Genomic DNA, 20,886 nt, shown 5'->3' with positions numbered 1-20,886 from the left:
ACGCGGATCAGGAGCCGGCGGATCAGTGGTTCAGTGCGGCAGTTGCATCGCGACCCGGCGCCGGCGCAGCGGTGGGCTGCATCGCCACCGCCTTCGCCTGCACCGGCATACCGGGCATGAAGACCTTCTGCACGCCATCGATGATCACCTTGTCACCGGCGGCCAGACCCTTCTCGACAATGCGCAGGCCTTCGGCGGTGCGGCCAAGCTGGATGTCGCGGCGCTGGGCCTTGCCATCCTTGTCGACCACGTAGACGTACTTGCGGTCCTGGTCGGTCAGCACGGCCTTGTCGTCGATCAGCATGGCCTGGAACTGGCCGCTGCCGAGCAGCTGCACGCGGGCGAACAGGCCCGGGGTGAACTGGCGATCGGCGTTGTCCAGCAGCGCGCGGACGCGGATGGTGCCGGTGCTGCGGGTCACCTGGTTGTCGAGGAAGTCGACCTTGCCCGTGTGCGGGTAGCCTTCTTCACCGGACAGGCCGACCTTCACCGGCAGCTCGCTGTCGCGCTCGCTCGGGCGCTCGCCCTTGCGTGCCATCTGTGCGTACCGCAGGAAGGTGCTTTCATCGGCATCGAAATAGACGAACACCGTATCCAGCGAGACCAGCGTGGTCAGCACGCTGGCACTGTCACCGGCGGTGACCAGGTTGCCGGCGGTGACCATCGCGCGACCGGCACGGCCATCGATCGGCGCACGCACCTTGGTGAACTCAAGGTTGAGGCGGGCTGCATCCAGGGCGGCCTGCGCAGCCTGCACTGCCGCGCCTGACTGGTCGGCGGCCGCGCGACGCTGTTCGGCCGTCTCGGTGGAGATTGCCTGCTGCTCGGCCAGGCGCTTGGCACGCTCGGACTCGCTGCGGGCCAGCACCGCCTGGGTGCGTGCACGGGCCAGTTCGGCGTTGGCGCGGTCGTACTCGGCCTGGTAGCTGCGGGCATCGATGGTGAACAGGACGGCGCCCTTCTTCACTTCTTCGCCTTCAACGTAGTTGACCTTGTCGATATAGCCGGACACGCGCGGGCGCAGTTCGACGCTCTGTACGGCCTCGACGCGGCCGCTGAATTCGTCCCACTGGCTGATCTGCTTGAGCAGCACGGGGGCCGCGCTGACCTGCGGCGGGGGCGGTGCGCCGGCTTCTTCGGCATGGCCACCGCTGCAGGCAGCCAGAACGGCGGCAGCGAGGATCGACACGCCAGCCATCGCCAGGCGATGACGGAAACGATGTGGAGTGGTGTTGGGGGAAGTCATGGCATGCATCCGTACGGAGGGGTGGTACAGCTATTTGATATTTGAGAATTGCTATCAACTTTCGGCGGCGTATCCTGCGACCTCAACAATGGTCGAGGTCAAGCAACGCCTGCGGTGTCGCGCCACAGCGGCGGTATTTCCAGATGCAGCAGACCGCGCGGCAGTTCGGCATCACTGCTGTCGCAACGGACGATCGCGCGGTTGTCGCGGCAACCATCGAGCAGGGACACCACGCGGCGACCGACCAGCAGCGAACTCGGCCATTCGATGCAGGCGTTGGCGGCGTTGGCCGGGGTGCATACCGGGCTGCACACTTCCAGCATCTGCGCGCGAACGCCCACGGCCTGCGCTTCCTGGTGCACCACCTGCGCGTACATGCGCAGCGCGGCCGTGGTGATCGAGGTCTCGCCATAGCCGGCCCACGGCTTGAGCCCGGCCGGGCTGCCGATCATCACGTAGCGTCGGGCGTGCACGTTGTCCTGCAGCAGCGGCAACAGATGACGCACCGCGTGCACATGCGGCATCAGGTCAGCCTGCAATGCCGCCGCCAGTGCGTCACCGCCGCGCTCGACCACACGACCGCGGTTGTACGGACCACCCATTGCCGCGATCACTGCCGCAAGCGGGCGCGGACGCTGCGCCACGCGTTCGGCCAGCACGCATGCCGAACTGTCGTCGCTGAGCGAACCGAGCATCGTCTGCAGGCCCGGCTCATCGGCAAACTGCTCGTGCAACGCAGCCAGGCGGCGCGGATCGCGGCCGACCACCAGCACGGGGCTGCCGGCCTCCAGCAATGCGCCGACTACCCCCTGGCCGACGGCACCGGTGCCGCCGAGAACCAGGACCTCGGGGGTCAGAATCCCATTCACGGGACATTTCCTCCCAAATCCGGGATAGTCCCGATTCGACGCAGTCGGTCACCCTTGTGCGAAGCAAGGCGCAAGGCCCCGCCACGCTGCTGACGCATGGGTGCGGTAAACTCACGAAAGTCCTTGTGTACCAAGGAACTAGGGCGGGATTCGACGGTCATCGCCAGGTCCAGGGCGTTCTGGCCGGCGATCCGGAAGCGGGCAAGAATGTTGCGCAGGCTCATGGCGGATGGGCTCCAATTAGCGAATGGCGCCACGATAGACCTCAAACCCCTACTTGATTAGTCCTGATTAAGGGGAATAATCATCCCGTCCCCGGTCCAATCGTTCTGTCACGATTGCCCCATCCCCGACGTCCAGGATTCCTGACCATGTCCCACGATCTCAACGAGACGCTGATCTTCGTCAAAGTGGTCGAGCAAGGCAGCTTCATCGCGGCTGCCAAATCGCTCGGCCTGCCCAAGACCACGGTCAGCCGCAAGGTGCAGGAACTGGAAACGCGCCTCGGTGCGCGTCTGCTGCACCGGACCACGCGCCGCCTCGGGCTCACTGAGGCGGGCTCGATCTATCACGAGCATTGCCAGCGCATCGCGCGCGAGCTTGAAGAAGCCGAAAGCGCGGTCAGCCAGCTGCAGTCGGGCCCACGCGGCTGGCTGCGCTTCACCGTGCCCTATTCGATCGGCATCACCTGGATCGCGCCGCTGCTGGGCCAGTTCCACGCGCAGTACCCGGAAATCCGCCTGGACATGCACATGGGCAACGAGAAGCTGGACCTGATCGCCGGCGAGGCCGATCTCGCCTTGCGCGTGGGTGCCCTGCCCGATTCCAACCTGGTGGCGCGCAAGCTTGGCAGCCTGCGCACACAGGTGTTCGCCAGCCCGGCCTACATCGAGCGCTACGGCGAGCCGCTGCATCCGGAAGAGCTGCAGTTCCACCGCATCCTGGCCATGCGCAAGCCGTACCACACGGGCAATTCGCCACGCTTTACCTGGCAGCTGGGCGAGAACGGTGGCGAACTGCGCGACTTCCCGGTGACGCCGCTGATGACAGCCAACGACATGTCGGCGCTGAATGGCGCGCTGGTGTGTGGCGAAGGCCTGCTGCTGACCGGCGACGTGATGGCCAAGCCGTTCGTCGAGTCGGGTATGGTGCGCCGCGTACTGGCCGGCTGGACCGGGCCGGAAGTGGATTTCAATGCGGTGTTTGCCGGTGGCCGCTTGGTCTCGCCGAAGGTGCGCGCGTTCGTCGATTTCCTGGTGGAGAAGCTCAACTTCGACGCCAACTACATGCTGGCGCAGTGCCCCGGTGCGAAGCTGGCGCGGCAGCAGCAGGAACAGGAAGAAGCGGCGTTGGCGAGCAGCGGCAAGCGGATTCTGGAGAAGGTGGCGGTTTCGGCGGCGTAATTCACAACAATGCCGTGAGCCCATCCTGGTGGATGCCGACCTTGGTCGGCATGGCTCTCCACTTGGGCTATCGGCGTGCCGAGCAAGCTCGTCACCTACAAAAATGCCGCCTGCAAGGGCGGCATTTTCGTTCCGGCTGCGCCGGAACAGCAATAACGCTGCGCGTTATTGCTTCAGAGGAATCACACGGATCTCGACGCGGCGATTCTTGGCACGGCCGGCATCGGTGCTGTTGTCGGCAATCGGGTAGGACTTGCCGGCGCCCAGGGTCTCGATGCGGACGCTCTGCACGCCCTGACCGATCAGATACTGCGCCACCGAATCAGCGCGCTCCTTGGACAGGCGGTTGTTGACCGCGTCGCTGCCGATGCTGTCGGTGTGGCCGACCACTTCGATCATGGTCTGGTTGTAATCGCGCAGGGTGCCAGCAACGCCATTGAGCGAGCCGTAGAACTGCGGCTTCAGTGCCGACTTGCCGAAGTCGAAAGTGATGCCGTCCGGCAGGTTCAGCATGATGTTGTCGCCCTGGCGCTCGACGTCGATGCCGGTGTTGGCGGTGCGCTCGCGCAGCGCGCGCTCCTGGCGATCCTGGTACTGACCCACGGCGGCACCGCTGAGTGCACCGATACCCGCGCCGATCAGCGCATGCTGGCGACGCTCGGTCGCGCTGTCGCCGGTCAGCAGGCCCGCGGCCACGCCGATGGCGGTACCGATCAGGGCGTTGCGGCCGGTGCGGTTCTGCTGCTCGGTCGGGTTGCCGTACGGATCACTCTGCACATAGGAGCCGCCGGTGGCGCAGGCCGACAGGACGGCCGCACTCATCAAGGCCAGTGCGACGTTGCGGGTGGTGTTGCGGATCATGGTGTTCTCCTTGGTTTCCGGTCGGGCCGGTGGCTTGCGGGCGGCAACGAGGATAAACAGTCGGACGCGATGTCGGCATGATGATCGCACCGGCCGACAGGGACGTGTTCAGCTAGCTGTCTGCACCGCTCTGCCAGCGCTTTACCCCGCCGCCGACTGACGGTAGGCGGCCAGTGCCGCATCACGGCCTGCCGCCAGGTCCACCAGCGGCGTGCGCGGATACCCGGGCGCGCGTTCGGCCAAGAGCTGCGGGTGCTGCCAGGGAGCGAACCGCGCCTTCACCGGCAGCGCCGCCAGCTCCGGCACCCAACGACTGATGTAATTCGCCTGTGGATCGAACTTCTCGGCCTGGGTAACGGGATTGAATACCCGGAAATAGGGAGCCGCGTCGGCACCGGTACCGGCCACCCACTGCCACCCCATCGTGTTGTTGGCCAGGTCCGCGTCCACGAGCGTGTCCCAGAACCAGTGGGCGCCGTGCAGCCAATGCGCACGCAGGTGCTTGCACAGGTAGCTGGCGACGATCATCCGCACCCGGTTGTGCATGTAACCGGTATGCCAGAGCTCGCGCAGGCCAGCATCGACGATGGGCACGCCGGTGTTGCCGCGCTGCCAGTCCTGCAGCTGGGCGGCACTGGGGTTGGCCCAGGGGAAACGGTCGAAACGCGGGTTGAGATTGTCCGTGGGCGTTTTCGGGAAGTGGTGCAACAGGTGGTAGGCGAAATCACGCCAGCCGAGCTGGCGCAGGTAGCCGTCGATGTCGGCATCTGTCCCAGCGCTGCGCAGGCCTTCCAGCGCGTGGGCAATGCGCCACGGGGCGATTTCGCCGAAATGCAGGTGCGGCGACAGCCGCGAAGTACCTACCCGGTCCGGCAGATCGCGCTGCTCGCGATAGCCGCGCAGCGCACCCTCCTCGAACACGGACAGCGCCTCGAGCGCGCCGGCCTCACCCGGCTGCCAGTGCTCCCAGAAGCCGGAGTCCCAGTGCAACGACGGCGCCAGCGGCAGCGCGTCCAGCGCCAGGCCTTCCACCGTGTGTGCGGCCAACGTGCGCGGCGCCTCCTGCAGGGCTGGCAATCGCCAATGGCTGAGCACGTTGCGCCAGTACGGAGTGAATACCTTGTAGGGCTGCCCCTGCTGGGTGGCGATGTCCCAGGGCTCGAACAGCAGGCTGCCGTTGCAGCTCTGCGCATCGATGCCCTGCTCGCGCAGCGTGCGTTTGACGGCAGCATCGCGCGGTTGCGTCGCCGGTTCGTACTTGCGGTTCCAGTACACCGCCTCGGCGCCGGTCTGATCAATCAGCGCCTGCAGGGTCGGCAGGCTGTCGCCGGCACGCAGCACCAGCGAGGAACCGCGTGCACGCAGGTCGGCATCCAGTGCTGCCAGCGAGCGGTGGCGCCAAGCGTTCGATGCGGCACCCGGCGCCCAATCGCCCTCTTCGTGCGGGGCGTGGATGTAGACCGGCACCACATCGTGGCCCGCTTCCAGCGCCGCCTGCAGCGCCGGATTATCCTGCAACCGCAGGTCCCGACGGAACCATACCAACGCTACCGACACGTGCACTGCCTCTCTGTTGCTGGGCGGCCATGATAGCCAGTGCCGGTGAAGGCGATGCGTGCGACCGGCTCTGCCAGGCTGCGTGCTCTTCCGCCTCCGCCCAGCCCTCGTCATGGATGATCTTCGCGCCACGTTTGCCCGCTTCGGCCCCCTGCAACCGCAGTCCGCCGACGCTTGGCAAGGACCGTTCCCGCTGCCGGACGTGCTGGCCGGGTTCTACGCGCGCGTCGGCCCGTTCGGTGAGGTGCTCAATCCCGCCAAAGGCCCCAGCGGCATCACCGTACCGGGCGTAGAGGTGTGGCTGCCGCCGTTGCAGCGCCTGTGGGCATATCAGGCAGGCTACCGCTGGAATGGCATTGATGGCGAGCCGATCAGCGACTGGCCGGCGCAGTGGCTGGTGATCGCCGACCGTGGCGCCGATCCTCTCATCCTCGACATCAACGATGGCCGCGTTCTGTTTGCCCGTCATGGCGCGGGCCATTGGCACGCCGACGAGTTCGTCGCCGACGTACCGACCTTGATGGCCGCACTGGCGTCGGCGGGCAGCGTTTACCTCGAGGCCGATGAGGACCTGTACAGCGATGACGATGATGGTGGGATCCGTCCGGTTCATCGCGAAGCGGCGCTGCGCGCTGTCGCTGCGGTGCTGGGAAGCATGGACGAGGCAGCGCTGTTCCTGGACGCGATGCAGTAGATCCACGCCGTGCGTGGATGGTGTACGGGAAGGTTCAATCCACGCATGGCGTGGATCTACTTCATGCCTTCCCGGATCACCCACCCGTCTTTCTTTCCTGCGGCGCCTGCTTCGGCTGCGCGGTCAGGAACGGGTGCAGGACCGAATCCGCGGCAGCCACCGCGCTGCCCATCAGCAACAGGGCAACGGCAATGGCGGCCATGGGAACGATGCGTTGGCGCGTGCTCATCAGCCTGTCCTCACTCCCAGCAACGATCGGTGCGGCCCTTGGCGGTCTGCGCGCGCGCGCAGTCACGCGGAGCAATCCGCCCCTCCTGCAATTCCACCCGTTGCTTGCTGCCACTACCATCGCGCTTCAGCTCGAAGGCGTCGTACAGGCGTCCGGTGACCGTGCGCGCCTCGTAGCGCAGTTGCTGCGAATCGATACGCAACACCTGGAACAGCTGGGTGTCCTCGCCCACAGGTTCCATCGTCCTGCGTGCTTCGTCCGACAGCCGGTACTGCTTCGGCCCCGCCACGGTAACCACGTACTGCGGCGTTGCCGCCTGCCCTTCACCGCGACGGCCGTAGGTGTGGTCATGCCCCTGCAGCACCAGATCCACCTTGTGGCGTCGCACCACCGGCAGCAGCACATCGCGCAGGGCGGCGTTCTCGCGGCCCTCGCGCGGTGAATAGAACGGCTGGTGCAGCAGCACGATGGTCCACGGCTGACGGTTGCCGGTCAGCACCTTGTCCAGCCACTGCGCCTGCGCCTTGGCGGTGCCGAGATCCAGCGCCGAAGTGCCGTCGACCACGGCCACGCGCACGCCCTGCGCATCGAACCAATAGCTGGTACCCGCCGCCGCATCGGCACCGTTGCCCGGCAGGGCGAAGGTCACCGGCCAATGACGGCCCAGTACGCGGCGCTCCTGCGGGGTGTCCTCGAATTCCTCGAAATACTCGTGGTTTCCGATCGCCGGCGCCACCAGCGTCTCCTGCGCCAGCCAGCTGGTGGCGGCGAACCATTCGCCCCATTCGCTGTCGTCCATGTTGTCGCCACCACTGACCAGGTCACCGGCGAACAGGCTGATCCGCGCATCCGGTGCAGCCTTCTGTGCGGCCCGCACCACGCGGCTGACATGACTGACGTTCTTGTTCTGGGTATCGCCGAAATACAGCAGGGTCAGCGGCTGGTCGGCAGCGGCAAGCGTGCGCAGCTGGTTCCACGCGCTCCAGCTGCCATTGCCCTGTACGCGATAGACGTACTGGGTGTCCGGCTGCAGGCCGTCAATGTCGGCGCGATGATGGTGCGACAGGCCGTTCTCGGTCTGCAGCACCTGGGTCTTCGCGCGCACCTGGCGGATGCCCTCGATGGCCGGCGAATCGTCGGCCAGTGCGATTTCCAGCAGCGGCGACTGCACGCTGCCATCGGTGCGCCAGGCCACCGCGAAACCGTGGCCGGGGTCGACCGACGGAGAGGCGACGATGCGGTCCGGCACCGATGCGGCTGCGTAGTAACGGCTGCCCGACGGCACCTGGGTGTTGGGCTCGGCCGCCGCCATCGCCAGCGATGGCAATGCGAACAGCAGGCCGACCGCAAGCAAGCGCATCAAACGCGCGCTCACGAACCGCACTCCAGCGGCAGGGCCAGCTGCTTGGCAATGCTCTCCCAGTCGAACGCCACCACACCCTGGTCATCGTGCACCGCATACAGGGCGCCGTGCGGGAACCGCGGCGTCGGCTGCTGCATCATCCAGATGCCATCGGTGTTGGCCACGGTATTGCCCTGGAACGCGCCCACCGGCTTCAGCGTCTGGCGGTCGAACAGATGGAACACGCTGCGCTGCTTGCCCTGCTCGGTGGTGATCCACCAGCCGTCCTTGCCGCAGGTGCGCAGCATCACGCCTTCGGCCTGCGCCTTGAACACGTCTCGACCGAAGGTGGTGCCGGTGAAGCGCCCGGCCAGGGTGTAGACCTTGAATTCGCTGGCGTAGCTTTCGTCCTCTTCGGCGATCAGCAGGCGATCATTGGCCGGATCACCCCAGATCGATTCGACCACGCGCAGCGCGCCGGCTTCGCTGGTATCACCGATGCTGGCCGACAGCGTTGCCTGGACCTTGGTACCGTCGCGGGTCACGTGGTACTGGCGCACGCGCTTGTCCAGCTCCGCCAGCGGCGGCAGGATGTCCTTGCCCTGTGCGTCCTCGCCGTTGTCCCAGGAGTCGGTGACGTAGACGCTGTAGCCATCGGTTCGGCGGTCCACCCAAAGGCCGTAGGGCTTGCGCAGGTCGTCGGCACCGAAGGTGGCCAACGGAGCGAAGTCCGGCAGTGACAGCACCTGCACGCGATGGTTGTCGCGCTCGACGATCCACAGCAGGTCATCGATGACCGCGATGCCATTGGGACGATCGAACTGGCCAAGGCCGGTGCCGGTGCTGCCGACGTCGCGCATGTGCTGGCCATTGCTGCCGTCGTAGACCACCAGCTTGTCGGTGGCCTTGGCCGTGGCGATCAGCCATGTCTTGCCGTCCGGCGCCTGCCAGGAGGCCGGCGAATCGATGTTGTCCGCCGGGGTCATCGGGGTCAGGAACGCCTCGGCGATGGTCGCCACCTTGCGCTCGACGGGTGTCACAGCGCCGGCCACAGCCGGCGCCTTGTCCGCTGCCGGCGTGCAGCCGGCGGCAAGAACGGCGGCCAGCGAGGCGGCCATCAGGGTCGTGCCGCGCACCATCACAGTGCCACCTTCAGGCCAACGGCGTAGGTGCGGCCGTACTCCTCCAGCTGCAGGGTGCGCGAGCGCGTGCCCTGGTACAGCTCCAACGGCTTGTCCAGCAGGTTCTGCGCTTCGAAGTACAGGCTCACGTTCGCGTTGAACTTGTAGTCCAGCGAGAAGTCGAGCTGGGTGTTGGGTGCCACGTAGATATCGAACGCACGGCCCTTGCCGATGCTGTCCAGGTACTCGCTGCGGTACACCGCCGCCAGGCGCGTGCTGAGGCCGTACTTTTCATAGCCGATGTGTGCGCTGTACACGTGCTTGGAGGCGCGCGGCAAGGTGAAGTCTTCACCGGCGCGATCCTCGATGCCCGCATCGAATTCGGTGTCCAGCCAGGTGCCACTGGCGCCCACCAGCAGGCCGTCCAGGCCAGCGGGCAGGAAGGCCAGCTGCTGTTGCCAGTTCAGCTCCGCACCACGCACCGTGGCCTTGCGGCCATTGATCGGCTGGGTCACGTCGAAACCGCCGTAGGCCGGATCGTTGGTGCGCACGGTCTGCACGATATAGCCGTCGATGGACTTGTGGAACAGACCGAGCGAGACGATGCCGGTGCTGCCCAGATACTTCTCCACCGACAGATCGATGTTCTTCGACTCGTACGGGTCCAGCTCAGGATTACCCAGGCGCACTTCCTCGTCGCCACGGCTGTAGCCGACGCGCGGCGAGATATCGCCGAAGGACGGGCGCGAAACGGTCTTGTTGGCCGAGGCACGCAGCACCCAGTCATCGGCCGCGTCGTAGCGCAGGTGCAGGCCCGGCAGCACGTTGGTGTAGCTGCTGTTGGCCACGCGCGGGGTCACGGTGTAGCTGCGGCCGTTGGCAGCCACATCGACCTGGTTGCCCTCGGCCTTGAAGCGGGTGTTCTCCACGCGCACGCCACCGATGATGCGCAGCGCACCGACATCCCAGGTGCCCATGGCATAACTGGCGAAGATGTCTTCACTGGCAATGTAGTCCTCTTCCAGCGAAGTCATCGCATTGGCACCGACGTCCTGCGGACGGGCGCTGTACTGGCCGCCGCTGGCCGCCCAGAACGCACGCATGGCATCCGAATCCATGCCGTCACCCAGGGTACCGTGGCGGTGATCGGGCGAGCCCGTGGTCCAGCTGGACAGGGCAATCTTCGGGCCGACGCGCAGTTCGCTTTCGTCGACGTTGACGTCGCGGTCGCGCCAGCGCCCCAGCAGGCCGAACTTGATGCTGCTGTTGTCGCCGTCGAAGCGCACGTTGACCTGCGCGCTGTGTTCCTTGTCGTTCACCTGCTTGGGCGAAAGCACGATGCGATCGAACGCATAGTTTGCGTTGTCCAGCCACTGGGGATTGTCGAAGCTGTAGCTGGGCAAGCGGCTGCTCTGGTCCAGCGTGCCGTTGAAGGCCTTGCCGTTGAGCTTGAAGCGCGCCTCCATTTCATCGTTCACCCGCTCTTCGGTACGGGTGAAGCCGAGCTTGTAATCGACCACGGCGTTGGTCAGCCTGTTCTCGCCCCCCAGGCTGGCCGCGAAGGTGTTCTCTTCCTTGGTGCGGTAGCGCATGCGCTTGTCGATGGAATCCTTCGGCATTCCATCCAGGCGGTACTGGTCGCTGCCGGTCTTGACCATCTTCGCGTCGTCGAAATTGAAGATCACGCGCTGGCGGGTTTCGGCGTCGTCGAACTGGCTGTACAGCGCACGCAGGTAGTACTTGCTGTCGTTGTTCGGGCGCCAGTCCAGGTTGAGGTTGGCGCCGATTCGCTTGCGCTCGATCTCATACTTGCGATGCTGCAGGTTGATCGCGGTGACGTCGCCCGGCGCGGCATCGTCTTCGCCGTCGTACTCCACTTCGGTGTTGTCCGATTCGAACTTGCGCTTCTGGTAGTTCACGCCCAGCGCCACGCCGAACGTGTCGTTGAACACTTCGCTGTAGTTGAAAGCGGCCTTCGGGCTGGTTTCGCCGGACAGCTGCTGGTGGCTGGCTTCGATCTTGCCGCGCAGGCTGCGGCCGTCACGATCGAAGGCCGAGGCCGATTCAACCAGGATCGCGCCACCGATGGCGTCGCCCGGCATGTCCGGGGTCGGCGACTTGACCACGCGCAGGCGCTCGGTCGAATCGGACGGAATCACATCCAGCGGCGCGGCACGGCTGGAATCTTCCGGAGTGCCGATGGCGATGCCGTCGACGCTGACGCTGTTGAGGTTGGCATCCAGGCCACGCACCACCACGAAACGGCCTTCGCCCTGGTCGCGGGTCACACTGATGCCCGGCAGGCGCTGCAGCGACTCGGCCACGTTCTTGTCCGGGTACTGGCCCAGCGCATCGGAGGATACGGCGTCTTCGATGGCATCGCTGCTGCGCTTGAGGTCAACCGCACGCACCTGCGATTCCAGCTGCGCACGTACTTCGATACGGTCCAGATCGGTCGCCGCAGCGCCGCGGCCGGCCCCTGCAGCGGTTTCGGCCGCCAGAGCCGACGGGCTGGCCGTCACCAGCAGCGAGAGGCTGATTGCCAGACCCAACGTGTTCTTCTTCTGCACAGCTATCCCCAACGGTGTAAAGATTGGGTCAGCACGGTATGTCCGGCAGGTTGCATGGGCATGACACCGGTGGAGTCTGGCCTGCCGGACCCGGCTCGGCACCACCGCGCATTCCGCTTAAAATGGGGCTCTCCCTTTCTGCCAGACCCTCCCATGAAGATCGTCGAAGTGCGCCACCCGCTGGTGCAGCACAAGATCGGCCTGATGCGCAACGCCGCGCTCAGCACCAAGGATTTCCGCGAACTGGCCAACGAACTTGGCACGCTGCTGGCCTACGAGGCCACCGCCGACCTGGAAACCGAGCCGCACACCCTGTCGGGCTGGTCCGGCCCGGTCACCGTTCAGCGCATCGCCGGCGCCAAGATCACCGTCGTGCCGATCCTGCGCGCCGGCCTGGGCATGCTCAGCGGCGTGCTGTCGCTGATCCCGGCCGCCCGTGTCAGCGTGGTCGGCCTGCAGCGCGATGAAGAAACCCTGCAGCCGGTGCCCTACTTCGAGCGCCTGACCGGCCGCCTGGAAGAGCGCGACGCGCTGATCCTCGACCCGATGCTGGCCACCGGCGGCACCCTGATCGCCACCATCGACATGCTCAAGCGCGCCGGTGCCCGCCGGATCAAGGGCATCTTCCTGGTTGCCGCACCGGAGGGCATCGAAGCAGTGAAGGCCGTGCACCCGGACGTGGAGATCTACACCGCCGCGATCGACGCGCAGCTCAACGACAAGGGCTACATCCTGCCGGGCCTGGGTGATGCCGGCGACCGTATCTTCGGCACCCGCGTGGGCTGAGATCGACCGGGGTCGGAGCGCTTTCGAAAGGAAGTGCTCCACCTGCTCCAGGCACCTTCACGTCGGCATTGCGGCGACGGGCGAATGCTCCGCGCACCCGCCCTGCCCTACCCTGGAGCCACCATGAACGCTTCTTTGCTGCTCGCCGCTCATTGCTGCTCGCCGCCGTCCTGCTGGTCGGCCTCCCGCTTGCCGCCAACGCAGCCACTCCGCAGCAGCAGCGCATGGCCGACTGTTCGGCCAAGAACAAAGGGCTGAAAGGCGACGCCTACACGTCCGCGCATAGCGCATGCCTGAGTTCGCACGCAGCTGCACCGGCAGCCCCCACCACGCCGCAGGAACGCATGAAGAAGTGCAACGCCGACGCCGTCACCAAGAAGCTCGCCGGCGCCGCCCGCAAGACCTTCATGAGCAGTTGCCTCAAGGCATCGTAAAAGCAGCGAAGAAAGGCCCATCCACGCATGGCGTGGATCTACTGGCCGTCACCTCGAACCTATCCACGCACGGCGTGGATCCACTGGCCACCAGAAAACTGTCGAAGGCGGGGCGGTGTCGGATTGCGGGGTGTCAGCCGCATGGATGCGGCTGCCAAGCCTACAGGGACGTACTTGCGGCGTCCCCGCCATCCGACACCGCCCCGCCAACTCACGGATAGCCCGCTGTTGCTGTTGCTGTTGCTGTTGCCGTTGATTCGGCAGGTGCAGGGCGCAGCCCTGCCCGCAGACCTCACCCCAACGCCCGCGCCTTCAACTCGCCCTGCTCATGCAGCGTGACGAAACGCCCCTTCTCATCCCGCCCGACCTGCGCCAGCGCCACCTGCGGGTCATGGGTGAAGAACAGATGCACGTTGCGCGCCAGCTTGTCTTCCAGGAACTGCCGCTTCTCGTCGATCAGCAGCTCGGCATTGCGGTCGTACCCCATCGTGATCGGCACGTGCACCCACGAACGACCCGGAATCAGATCGGCGCAGAACACCACGCCGCCGTGCGGCCCTGCGCCTGCGCGGTCCTGCCCCACGATCTCGGCCAGCATCAGCCCCGGCGTGTGCCCGTCGCTGTAACTGAAACGCACACTGTGGCCGAGCACCTTCGAATACTCACCGTCCACCACTTCCAGGCGCCCACTGGCCTGCAGCAGGCCCGGCAGTTCCGGAATGAAACTGGCACGATCACGTGGGTGCGGCTGCAACGCGCGCTGCCAATGCTGCGCGCCGACCACGTACGTCGCATTGGGGAACAGCAGTTCCGGTTCACGGCCTTCGCGCCACGCCGCCAGCAGGCCACCGGCATGGTCGAAATGCAGATGGCTGAGCACCACCACATCGATGTCTTCGTGCTCGAAGCCGGCTTCGCGCAGTGAATCGATCAGCACATGCTGGCTTTCCTGCACGCCATAGCGCTCGCGCATGCGCGGATCGAAAAACGCACCGATGCCGGTTTCGAACAGCACCGTCTTGCCTTCCAGCGGGCTCGCCAACAACGCGCGACAGGCCAGCTCGATGCGATTGAGCTCATCCGGTGCTACCCATTTCTCCCACAACGCACGCGGCGCATTGCCGAACATCGCACCGCCATCCAGGCGCTGGGTATTACCGCGGATCGACCATAGTTTCATGGCGCAATTATCGGTCGCCGCTCGTTAAATAATCGCTAGCCAGGAAATGAAAAACCCCGCCGTTGCGGGCGGGGTTCTCAGGTCTGCGTCCGCCGGGCATGGCCCGGCGCTACCGCCGGATCAGGGGGCCGGCACGACCTGGGCGCTGCCGACCGGGTTGCGCGGATCGCTGCCGCCAAACAGCTTGTTGGCCTTGCGGTCCCACTCTACTGTCTGCAGATTGCCCCACACATGGCTGGAACCACGGCCACCGGCGGCGACCTCGCCCGGCAGGTCGATCTTGTGGCCCATCGCCTGCAGCTGCTTGATGGTCGCAGCGTCGAAAGCGTTGCTCTCGGCCTCGATCAGGTCCGGCAGCCACTGGTGGTGGTAGCGCGGCAGCGCAGCGACCTGCTGCGCATCCAGGCCAGCGTCGTAGCCGAGGATGCCCAGCAGCACCATGGTGATGATGCGACTGCCACCGGGCGTGCCCAGCACGATCACCTTGTCGTCGTTCTCCATGAACGTCGGCGTCATCGAGCTGAGCATGCGCTTGCCCGCTTTCGGTGCATTGGCGGCGTAGCCCATCACGCCAAAGGCGTTGGGCGTGCCCGGCTTCAGCGCGAAGTCGTCCATCTCGTTGTTGAGCAGCACACCGGTGCCCTTCGGAATCAGGCCCGAGCCGTACAGCAGGTTGACGGTCTGGGTGGCGCCGACACGGTTGCCGTCACGGTCGATGATCGAGAAATGGGTGGTCTCGTCATCTTCCAACGGGGTCGGGTTGCCCGACAGCAGGTCGCTGGGGGTGGCCTTTTCCGGGTGGATGGTGGCACGCAGGCCCTGCGCGTAATCCTTGCTGGCCAGCACCTTCTGCGGGATCTGCACGAAATCCGGATCGCCGAGGAAGAAGGTGCGGTCACGGTAGGCACGGCGCATCGACTCGACCACCAGATGGGTGCGGTGCGCCGCATCCATCTGCTTGATGTCCCAGCCTTCCAGGATCTGCAGCATGCTGGCCAGGGCGATGCCACCGGAGGACGGCGGCGGCGCGGTGGTGATCTTCCAGCCGTTGTAGTTGAAGACGATCGGCGCGCGCTGCTTGACGCGGTAGCCGGCCAGTTCCTCGGCGGTCCACTTGCCACCGGCCTGCTTCACGCCGGCCAGCAGCAGCTTGCCGGTCTGACCCTTGTAGAAGCCATCGAAGCCACCGGCTGCCAGGCGCTCCAGGGTCTGCGCCAATTCCGGCTGCTTGAACAGGTCACCGGTGGCGATCGGCTTGCCATTGCGCAGGTAGACCTCGCGCGTGCCGGGATAACGCTCCATCACTTCGCGGCGCGAGGCATAACCCTTGGCCATGCGCTCATAGACCGGGAAGCCGTCGCGGGCGATGCGGATCGCCGGCTGCAGCGAAGCCGCCAGCGGCAGCTTGCCGTGCTTGGCCGACAGTTCGACCAGCGCCGCCGGCAGGCCGGGAATGCCTGCCGACCACGGACCATTGACCGAACGATCGCGGTCCAGGTCGCCCTTCTTGTCGAGGAAGGCCTGCGACGTGGCTGCGGCCGGCGCGGTCTCGCGCGCGTCCAGCATCACGTCCTTGCCGGTCGCCGCATCGTGCAGCAGGAAGAAGCCGCCGCCGCCCAGTCCGGAACTGATCGGCTCGACCACGGCCAGGGTGGAGGAAACCGCCACCGCCGCGTCGAAGGCGTTGCCGCCCTGGGCCAGGATGTCGACACCGGCCTGGGTGGCCAAAGCGTGGCCGCTGGCGATCGCGGCGCCATCAGGGCGCTCGGCGCGGGCCGGGGCATCAGCCCAGGCAAGGGGGCTCAGCAGCAGGCCGAGCAACAACATGGGGCGGGCGAACGGCTTCATTCGGATGGGGGCTCCGCATAGAGTTCGGGATGATCGTGCTGCAGTTGGCGCAACTTGGCCAGCAACTCGATTTCGGTTTCGACGATGTCCGGATCGGGATCGATGCATTCGACCGGGCAGACGACCACGCACTGCGGTTCGTCGAAATGGCCCACGCACTCGGTACAGCGGGCGGGGTCGATCACGTAGATGGTTTCACCCATCGTGATGGCCTGGTTCGGGCAGGCCGGCTCGCATACGTCACAATTGACGCAGAGCTCATTGATTTTCAGCGACATGGCGATACTCCACGCCCGCGCCTTGGGACAAGGACCGACCTGCGCGGGCGCGCGGGCCGGTCAGGTCATCAGCGGCGCCCATCGCAGGGCGCCGCCCGGGTCGTGCCGCAGCACGACCGCCGCGGCTCGGTCTTACTTGGCTTCGACGAAAATGTACTCGGCACCGGTCGGCTGGACCACGGCCTGGACGCGGGCGTTGTCGGCGGACTGGCCGATGAAGACGACGCGCACGCCCTTCATGGAATCCGGCGAGACGTCCTTGAACACGACTTGGATCATGTCAGCCATCTTGCCCGAGGCCGACGAACCGAAGGCCAGCATGTTGCCCGGCTGCACGCCACGGGCCACGGCCTGGGTCGCGCTCTCGGTCTGGCGCTCGTACTTGGCCTGGAAGTCCGGGTCGGTTTCCGGCGAGAGGTAGTACAGGAACGGGCTGTTGGTGATGTTGCCCATGTTCTGGATGGCCACTTCCTGCAGGTACTTCTTCCAGCCTGCGTCGTCTTCCTTGGCCGGAGCGACCAGCGCCTGCTTGGCTTCGTCGACCGGAGCGGCTTCTTCCTTCTTGCAGGCGGTGAAAGCCAGGGCAAACGAGGCGATCAGCATCGCGCGCATGGTGTTGTTCATGGGTTTCCTCCCGGAATGTTGCGTGTTGGTGTGCGTAATGGGGTGCGTGGTACTACAGGATCTACTGCTGGGCAGGGCTTACGACTGCGCCGACTTCGCTTCGCGGACCTTGCGCAGCGCCTCGAGCACGGCGGCCGGCACGAAGCCGGACACATCGCCACCCAGGCGTGCGATCTCGCGGACCAGCGAGGACGAGATGAAGCTGTGCTGCTCGGCCGGGGTCAGGAACAGGGTCTCGACCTCCGGAATCAGGTGGCGGTTCATGCTCGCCATCTGGAATTCGTACTCGAAGTCGGACACCGCGCGCAGCCCGCGCAGCAGCACCCCCCCCTGCACCGAACGTACAAAATGGGCCAGCAGCGTATCGAAGCCGATGACCTCGACGTTGCTGTGGTGGCCCAGGGCGCCGCGCGCCAGCTGCACGCGCTGTTCCAGCGGCAGTGCCGGTCCCTTCGAGGGGCTCTGCGCCACGCCCACCACGACCTTTTCAAACAGCGGCGCGGCCCGGCTCACCAGGTCGATATGACCGTTGGTGATGGGGTCGAACGTGCCGGGATAGACGGCGATGCGGCGGTTGGCCACGGTCATGGGCGGTTGCAGATGTTCAGATGAGGTCAAAGTGTAGCAGTGGCGCGGCGGTACAGGGCAAAGCGCACCTCGCGGGTGCTGCCATCGCGGTGCAGCAGCCATTCCGGGGGCAGCACCGGCACGTGGCTGGCCGGCGACTCCAGGTACAGCCAGGCATCGGCGGCCAGATGCCGCGGCAGCTGGGCCAGCACGTCCTGCCACAGGCCATCGGCGAACGGCGGGTCGATGAACACCAGATCTGCCTGCTGCGCCGGCGCGGCCTGCAGCCAGCGCAGCGCGTCGGCCTGGGCGACCGTGACGCTGTCGCCTGCCTGCAGTTTGGATACGGCCGCGGTCAGATTGCGTCCCAGCTGCGGATCGCGTTCGACCAGGGTGGCATGCGCGGCACCGCGCGAGACGGCTTCCAGCCCCAGCGCACCGCTGCCGGCGAACAGATCCAGCACGCGTGCCCCGCCCAGCTTGGGCATCAGCCAGTTGAACAGGGTTTCGCGCACGCGGTCGCTGCTGGGCCGCAGGCCCGGCAGGGTCGGCACCGGCAGCCGGGTATTGCGCCAGCGCCCGCCGATGATGCGGACCTGGCCGTCATTGCCACCACGGCCGCTCATCGGCGCCCCCGGCGGGGTTCATTCGAGAATTTCAGCATGAGCGGGATTGTAGTTCGGCCGGGCTTTGCCCGGCACCCGCAGTAGCCAAAGCAGAAGCCGAAGCAACAGCCAGAGCGGGCTTCCTGCGGGTTGGCGGGGGGGGTCCGGTTGAGGGGGCCGCTGCAAGTACGTCCATGTAAGCTCGGTCGCCGCATCCATGCGGCTTACGCCCCCTCAACCGGACCCACCCCGCCTTCGACAGTTTCCTGCGATCTGTCGGAACGTCTCTTGGGGTCAGATCCTGGTTTGGATTTCGATATCTGAGAGATTTCATCCACGCATGGCGTGGATCTACTGCAGGTCGCGACGATCTGTCGAAGGCGGGGCGGTGTAGGTGGGCAGGACCGTTGGCGCCATGGATGGCGCCATCGAGCCCCCATGGGTGAGGGCGCTTTGCTTGCGAAGCACTGCTTCGCAAGCGCCCGAACGCCCAGCCGCTAGCGGCTGGGCCGGTCTGGGGGTTCACGGCGTGTCCTGCCAACCCACACCACCCCGCCAACCCAACGGACAACCCAGAGCCGGCTGTGGCTTTCGCCGTTGCCTCGGCCTCTGCGGGTGCAGGGCGCCGCCCTGCCCGACCAACCCCTTGATTTCGGGACAATCACCCTTACCCCTTGGCGAGGCCGCACGCGCTGGCGCGGCATTGCACATGGAGCCCTATCGATGACCGACACCATCCACACCGAAACCCTTGGCTTCCAGACCGAAGTCAAGCAGCTGCTGCAGCTGATGATCCACTCGCTGTACTCCAACAAGGAGATCTTCCTCCGCGAGCTGGTCTCCAATGCCGCCGACGCCGCCGACAAGCTGCGCTTCGAGGCCCTGACCCAGCCCGAGCTGCTGGAAGGCGACAGCGAACTGCGCGTGCGCGTCAGCTTCGATCCGGCCGCGCACACCATCACCATCGAAGACAACGGCATCGGCATGAGCCGCGCCGATGCCATCACCCACCTCGGCACCATCGCCAAGTCCGGCACCGGCGACTTCCTGCGCCAGCTGTCCGGCGACCAGAAGAAGGACTCGCAGCTGATCGGCCAGTTCGGCGTCGGCTTCTACAGCGCTTTCATCGTCGCCGACGAAGTCGAAGTCACCTCGCGTCGCGCCGGCCTGGCAGCCAATGAAGGCGTGCGCTGGACCTCGCGTGGCGAAGGCGATTTCGACGTCGCCACCATCGACAAGGCCGAGCGCGGCACCCGCATCGTCCTGCACCTGAAGGACGGAGAACACGACTTCGCCGACGGCTGGCGCCTGCGCAGCATCCTCAAGAAGTACTCCGACCACATCGGCCTGCCGATCCAGATGCCCAAGGAAGATGCCGAAGAAGGTGCCGCGATCGAGTGGGAAACCGTCAACCGCGCCAGCGCGTTGTGGACCCGCCCGCGTACCGAAATCAGCGATGCCGAGTACACCGAGTTCTACAAGCACGTCGCCCACGATCACAGCGATCCGCTGGCGTGGAGCCACAACAAGGTTGAAGGCAAGCTGGAGTACACCTCGCTGCTGTACGTGCCGGGCCGTGCGCCGTTCGACCTGTACCACCGCGATGCACCCAAGGGCCTGAAGCTGTACGTGCAGCGCGTGTTCGTGATGGACCAGGCCGAGCAGTTCCTGCCGCTGTACCTGCGTTTCATCAAGGGCGTGGTCGATTCCAACGACCTGTCGCTGAATGTCTCGCGCGAAATCCTGCAGTCCGGCCCGGTCATCGATTCGATGAAGGCCGCGCTGACCAAGCGTTCGCTGGACATGCTGGAGAAGCTGTCCAGCGACAAACCAGAGCAGTACGCCACGTTCTGGAAGGAATTCGGCCAGGTGCTGAAGGAAGGCCCGGCCGAGGACTACAACAACCGTGAGAAGGTCGCCGGCCTGCTGCGCTTCGCCTCCACCCGTGGCGACGGCGATGCACAGGCGGTGTCGCTGGCCGATTACATCGGCCGCATGGCCGAAGGCCAGGACAAGATCTATTACCTGACCGGCGAGAGCTACAGCCAGGTGCGCAACAGCCCGCACCTGGAAGTGTTCCGCAAGAAGGGCATCGAAGTCCTGCTGCTGACCGACCGCATCGACGAGTGGCTGATGGGCTACCTGACCGATTTCGACGGCAAGGGCTTCGTCGACATCGCCCGCGGCGACCTCGACCTGGGCGCGCTGGAGAGCGAAGCGGACAAGCAGGAACAGGAAGCAGCTGCAAAGGACAAGCAGGGCCTGGTCGAGCGCCTGAAGACCGTGCTCGGCGATGACGTGGCCGAAGTGCGCGTGTCGCACCGGCTGACCGATTCACCGGCGGTGCTGGCCATCGGCGAGCAGGACCTGGGCCTGCAGATGCGGCAGATCCTGGAAGCCAGCGGCCAGAAGGTACCCGACAGCAAGCCGGTACTGGAGATCAACCCGGGTCACCCGCTGATCGCCAAGTTGGACGCCGAAGCCGATGGCGCACGTTTCGACGATCTGGGCCGGGTGCTGTTCGACCAGGCTGCGCTGGCCGCTGGCGACAGCCTGAAGGACCCAGGTGCTTACGTGGCCCGTCTGAACAAGCTGCTGCTGGAGCTGTCGGCCTGATCGATGCCGGGATCGCCCAGCCTGGTAGGTGCCAACCAAGGTTGGCACCTACCAGA

At 65.9% G+C, this 20,886-nt stretch carries 20 protein-coding genes; 5 read left to right on the top strand and 15 right to left on the bottom strand.

Going from position 1 to position 20,886, the window contains the following annotated elements; translation table 11 throughout:
- Nucleotides 1-22 precede the first annotated feature (22 nt).
- The 3 genes from WKB25_RS02090 to WKB25_RS02080 all read right to left on the bottom strand — a co-directional run bounded on the left by WKB25_RS02090 (nucleotide 23) and on the right by WKB25_RS02080 (nucleotide 2,339).
- The gene (locus WKB25_RS02090) at nucleotides 23-1,246 is read right to left on the bottom strand and encodes an efflux RND transporter periplasmic adaptor subunit (protein ID WP_340568447.1); all 1,224 of its coding nucleotides are present in this window, start codon (nucleotides 1,244-1,246) and stop codon (nucleotides 23-25) included.
- Between the two features lie 98 nt (nucleotides 1,247-1,344).
- Entirely contained in the window at nucleotides 1,345-2,115 is a 771-nt protein-coding gene (locus WKB25_RS02085; RefSeq protein ID WP_340568445.1) for an SDR family NAD(P)-dependent oxidoreductase, read from the bottom strand.
- The gene (locus WKB25_RS02080) at nucleotides 2,112-2,339 is read right to left on the bottom strand and encodes a hypothetical protein (protein ID WP_089240403.1); all 228 of its coding nucleotides are present in this window, start codon (nucleotides 2,337-2,339) and stop codon (nucleotides 2,112-2,114) included. Before WKB25_RS02080 ends, WKB25_RS02085 begins: the two co-directional genes overlap by 4 nt.
- Before the next feature lie 147 nt (nucleotides 2,340-2,486).
- Between WKB25_RS02080 and WKB25_RS02075 the strand changes: the two genes are divergently transcribed.
- The gene (locus WKB25_RS02075; protein ID WP_340568442.1) at nucleotides 2,487-3,518 is read left to right on the top strand and encodes a LysR substrate-binding domain-containing protein; all 1,032 of its coding nucleotides are present in this window, start codon (nucleotides 2,487-2,489) and stop codon (nucleotides 3,516-3,518) included.
- A 165-nt stretch (nucleotides 3,519-3,683) separates the two neighbouring features.
- Here the strand turns inward: WKB25_RS02075 and WKB25_RS02070 are convergent, their stop codons facing one another.
- Nucleotides 3,684-4,379, bottom strand: coding sequence for an OmpA family protein (locus WKB25_RS02070; RefSeq protein ID WP_089240401.1), 696 nt, complete (start codon nucleotides 4,377-4,379; stop codon nucleotides 3,684-3,686).
- Between the two features lie 141 nt (nucleotides 4,380-4,520).
- Entirely contained in the window at nucleotides 4,521-5,936 is a 1,416-nt protein-coding gene (locus tag WKB25_RS02065; RefSeq protein ID WP_340568440.1) for a deoxyribodipyrimidine photo-lyase, read from the bottom strand.
- 112 nt (nucleotides 5,937-6,048) lie between these two features.
- On the opposite strand from WKB25_RS02065, the gene WKB25_RS02060 reads away from it, so the two are divergent.
- On the top strand, nucleotides 6,049-6,630 hold the full coding sequence (locus tag WKB25_RS02060) for an SUKH-4 family immunity protein (RefSeq protein WP_340568438.1): 582 nt from the start codon (nucleotides 6,049-6,051) through the stop codon (nucleotides 6,628-6,630).
- A 76-nt stretch (nucleotides 6,631-6,706) separates the two neighbouring features.
- Here WKB25_RS02060 and WKB25_RS02055 read toward each other — a convergent pair whose 3' ends face one another.
- From WKB25_RS02055 to WKB25_RS02040, 4 genes are read right to left on the bottom strand one after another with little or no spacing between them, the layout of a single operon-like run.
- Nucleotides 6,707-6,859, bottom strand: coding sequence for a hypothetical protein (locus tag WKB25_RS02055; RefSeq protein ID WP_340568437.1), 153 nt, complete (start codon nucleotides 6,857-6,859; stop codon nucleotides 6,707-6,709).
- A 10-nt stretch (nucleotides 6,860-6,869) separates the two neighbouring features.
- The gene (locus WKB25_RS02050) at nucleotides 6,870-8,219 is read right to left on the bottom strand and encodes a metallophosphoesterase family protein (protein WP_340568501.1); all 1,350 of its coding nucleotides are present in this window, start codon (nucleotides 8,217-8,219) and stop codon (nucleotides 6,870-6,872) included.
- 11 nt (nucleotides 8,220-8,230) lie between these two features.
- Nucleotides 8,231-9,340, bottom strand: coding sequence for a phytase (locus WKB25_RS02045; RefSeq protein WP_340568435.1), 1,110 nt, complete (start codon nucleotides 9,338-9,340; stop codon nucleotides 8,231-8,233).
- Nucleotides 9,340-11,892 (bottom strand): TonB-dependent receptor, encoded by a 2,553-nt coding sequence (locus tag WKB25_RS02040; RefSeq protein ID WP_340568434.1) that lies wholly within the window; start codon nucleotides 11,890-11,892, stop codon nucleotides 9,340-9,342. The genes WKB25_RS02045 and WKB25_RS02040 overlap by 1 nt, the downstream gene beginning before the upstream one ends.
- A 153-nt stretch (nucleotides 11,893-12,045) precedes the next feature.
- Here WKB25_RS02040 and upp point away from each other — a divergent pair, with 153 nt between their 5' ends.
- Complete coding sequence (gene upp / locus WKB25_RS02035) at nucleotides 12,046-12,678, top strand: uracil phosphoribosyltransferase (RefSeq protein WP_340568433.1); 633 nt, start codon at nucleotides 12,046-12,048, stop codon at nucleotides 12,676-12,678.
- 152 nt (nucleotides 12,679-12,830) lie between these two features.
- The gene (locus tag WKB25_RS02030; RefSeq protein WP_340568431.1) at nucleotides 12,831-13,112 is read left to right on the top strand and encodes a PsiF family protein; all 282 of its coding nucleotides are present in this window, start codon (nucleotides 12,831-12,833) and stop codon (nucleotides 13,110-13,112) included.
- A gap of 292 nt (nucleotides 13,113-13,404) precedes the next feature.
- Here WKB25_RS02030 and WKB25_RS02025 read toward each other — a convergent pair whose 3' ends face one another.
- The 6 genes from WKB25_RS02025 to rsmD all read right to left on the bottom strand — a co-directional run bounded on the left by WKB25_RS02025 (nucleotide 13,405) and on the right by rsmD (nucleotide 18,235).
- Nucleotides 13,405-14,292: an MBL fold metallo-hydrolase gene (locus tag WKB25_RS02025; protein WP_340568430.1), complete on the bottom strand. Its 888-nt coding sequence runs from the start codon at nucleotides 14,290-14,292 to the stop codon at nucleotides 13,405-13,407.
- Between the two features lie 120 nt (nucleotides 14,293-14,412).
- A complete protein-coding gene (gene ggt, locus WKB25_RS02020; RefSeq protein ID WP_340568428.1) occupies nucleotides 14,413-16,140 on the bottom strand; it encodes a gamma-glutamyltransferase in 1,728 nt (575 codons plus the stop codon).
- On the bottom strand, nucleotides 16,137-16,418 hold the full coding sequence (locus WKB25_RS02015; RefSeq protein ID WP_025878828.1) for a YfhL family 4Fe-4S dicluster ferredoxin: 282 nt from the start codon (nucleotides 16,416-16,418) through the stop codon (nucleotides 16,137-16,139). Before WKB25_RS02015 ends, ggt begins: the two co-directional genes overlap by 4 nt.
- Before the next feature lie 132 nt (nucleotides 16,419-16,550).
- Entirely contained in the window at nucleotides 16,551-17,042 is a 492-nt protein-coding gene (locus WKB25_RS02010; protein ID WP_089240385.1) for a hypothetical protein, read from the bottom strand.
- Nucleotides 17,043-17,120: 78 nt separating this feature from the next.
- Nucleotides 17,121-17,630 carry a pantetheine-phosphate adenylyltransferase gene (coaD, locus tag WKB25_RS02005; RefSeq protein WP_008267036.1) on the bottom strand — a complete coding sequence of 170 codons (510 nt, stop codon included), beginning with the start codon at nucleotides 17,628-17,630 and terminating at the stop codon, nucleotides 17,121-17,123.
- Between the two features lie 26 nt (nucleotides 17,631-17,656).
- Nucleotides 17,657-18,235 (bottom strand): 16S rRNA (guanine(966)-N(2))-methyltransferase RsmD, encoded by a 579-nt coding sequence (gene rsmD, locus WKB25_RS02000; protein WP_340568425.1) that lies wholly within the window; start codon nucleotides 18,233-18,235, stop codon nucleotides 17,657-17,659.
- A gap of 702 nt (nucleotides 18,236-18,937) precedes the next feature.
- Between rsmD and htpG the strand changes: the two genes are divergently transcribed.
- Entirely contained in the window at nucleotides 18,938-20,830 is a 1,893-nt protein-coding gene (gene htpG, locus WKB25_RS01995) for a molecular chaperone HtpG (RefSeq protein ID WP_340568423.1), read from the top strand.
- The last annotated feature ends 56 nt before the right edge of the window (nucleotides 20,831-20,886 follow it).

The organism is Stenotrophomonas sp. G106K1, assembly GCF_037969685.1.
Lineage (GTDB): Bacteria > Pseudomonadota > Gammaproteobacteria > Xanthomonadales > Xanthomonadaceae > Stenotrophomonas > Stenotrophomonas lactitubi.
Note: the sequence above shows the minus strand (reverse complement) of the source record. Positions and strands in the feature narration are given on the sequence as shown.

Bases quoted from the DNA above. Each gene is read 5' to 3' on its own strand.
- WKB25_RS02090 (WP_340568447.1), bottom strand. From the start codon at position 1,246: ATGACTTCCCCCAACACCACTCCACATCGTTTCCGTCATCGCCTGGCG.
- WKB25_RS02080 (WP_089240403.1), bottom strand. From the start codon at position 2,339: ATGAGCCTGCGCAACATTCTTGCCCGCTTCCGGATCGCCGGCCAGAAC.
- WKB25_RS02075 (WP_340568442.1), top strand. From the start codon at position 2,487: ATGTCCCACGATCTCAACGAGACGCTGATCTTCGTCAAAGTGGTCGAG.
- WKB25_RS02070 (WP_089240401.1), bottom strand. From the start codon at position 4,379: ATGATCCGCAACACCACCCGCAACGTCGCACTGGCCTTGATGAGTGCG.
- WKB25_RS02060 (WP_340568438.1), top strand. From the start codon at position 6,049: ATGGATGATCTTCGCGCCACGTTTGCCCGCTTCGGCCCCCTGCAACCG.
- WKB25_RS02055 (WP_340568437.1), bottom strand. From the start codon at position 6,859: ATGAGCACGCGCCAACGCATCGTTCCCATGGCCGCCATTGCCGTTGCC.
- WKB25_RS02050 (WP_340568501.1), bottom strand. From the start codon at position 8,219: ATGCGCTTGCTTGCGGTCGGCCTGCTGTTCGCATTGCCATCGCTGGCG.
- WKB25_RS02045 (WP_340568435.1), bottom strand. From the start codon at position 9,340: ATGGTGCGCGGCACGACCCTGATGGCCGCCTCGCTGGCCGCCGTTCTT.
- upp (WP_340568433.1), top strand. From the start codon at position 12,046: ATGAAGATCGTCGAAGTGCGCCACCCGCTGGTGCAGCACAAGATCGGC.
- WKB25_RS02025 (WP_340568430.1), bottom strand. From the start codon at position 14,292: ATGAAACTATGGTCGATCCGCGGTAATACCCAGCGCCTGGATGGCGGT.
- ggt (WP_340568428.1), bottom strand. From the start codon at position 16,140: ATGAAGCCGTTCGCCCGCCCCATGTTGTTGCTCGGCCTGCTGCTGAGC.
- WKB25_RS02015 (WP_025878828.1), bottom strand. From the start codon at position 16,418: ATGTCGCTGAAAATCAATGAGCTCTGCGTCAATTGTGACGTATGCGAG.
- WKB25_RS02010 (WP_089240385.1), bottom strand. From the start codon at position 17,042: ATGAACAACACCATGCGCGCGATGCTGATCGCCTCGTTTGCCCTGGCT.
- coaD (WP_008267036.1), bottom strand. From the start codon at position 17,630: ATGACCGTGGCCAACCGCCGCATCGCCGTCTATCCCGGCACGTTCGAC.
- rsmD (WP_340568425.1), bottom strand. From the start codon at position 18,235: ATGAGCGGCCGTGGTGGCAATGACGGCCAGGTCCGCATCATCGGCGGG.
- htpG (WP_340568423.1), top strand. From the start codon at position 18,938: ATGACCGACACCATCCACACCGAAACCCTTGGCTTCCAGACCGAAGTC.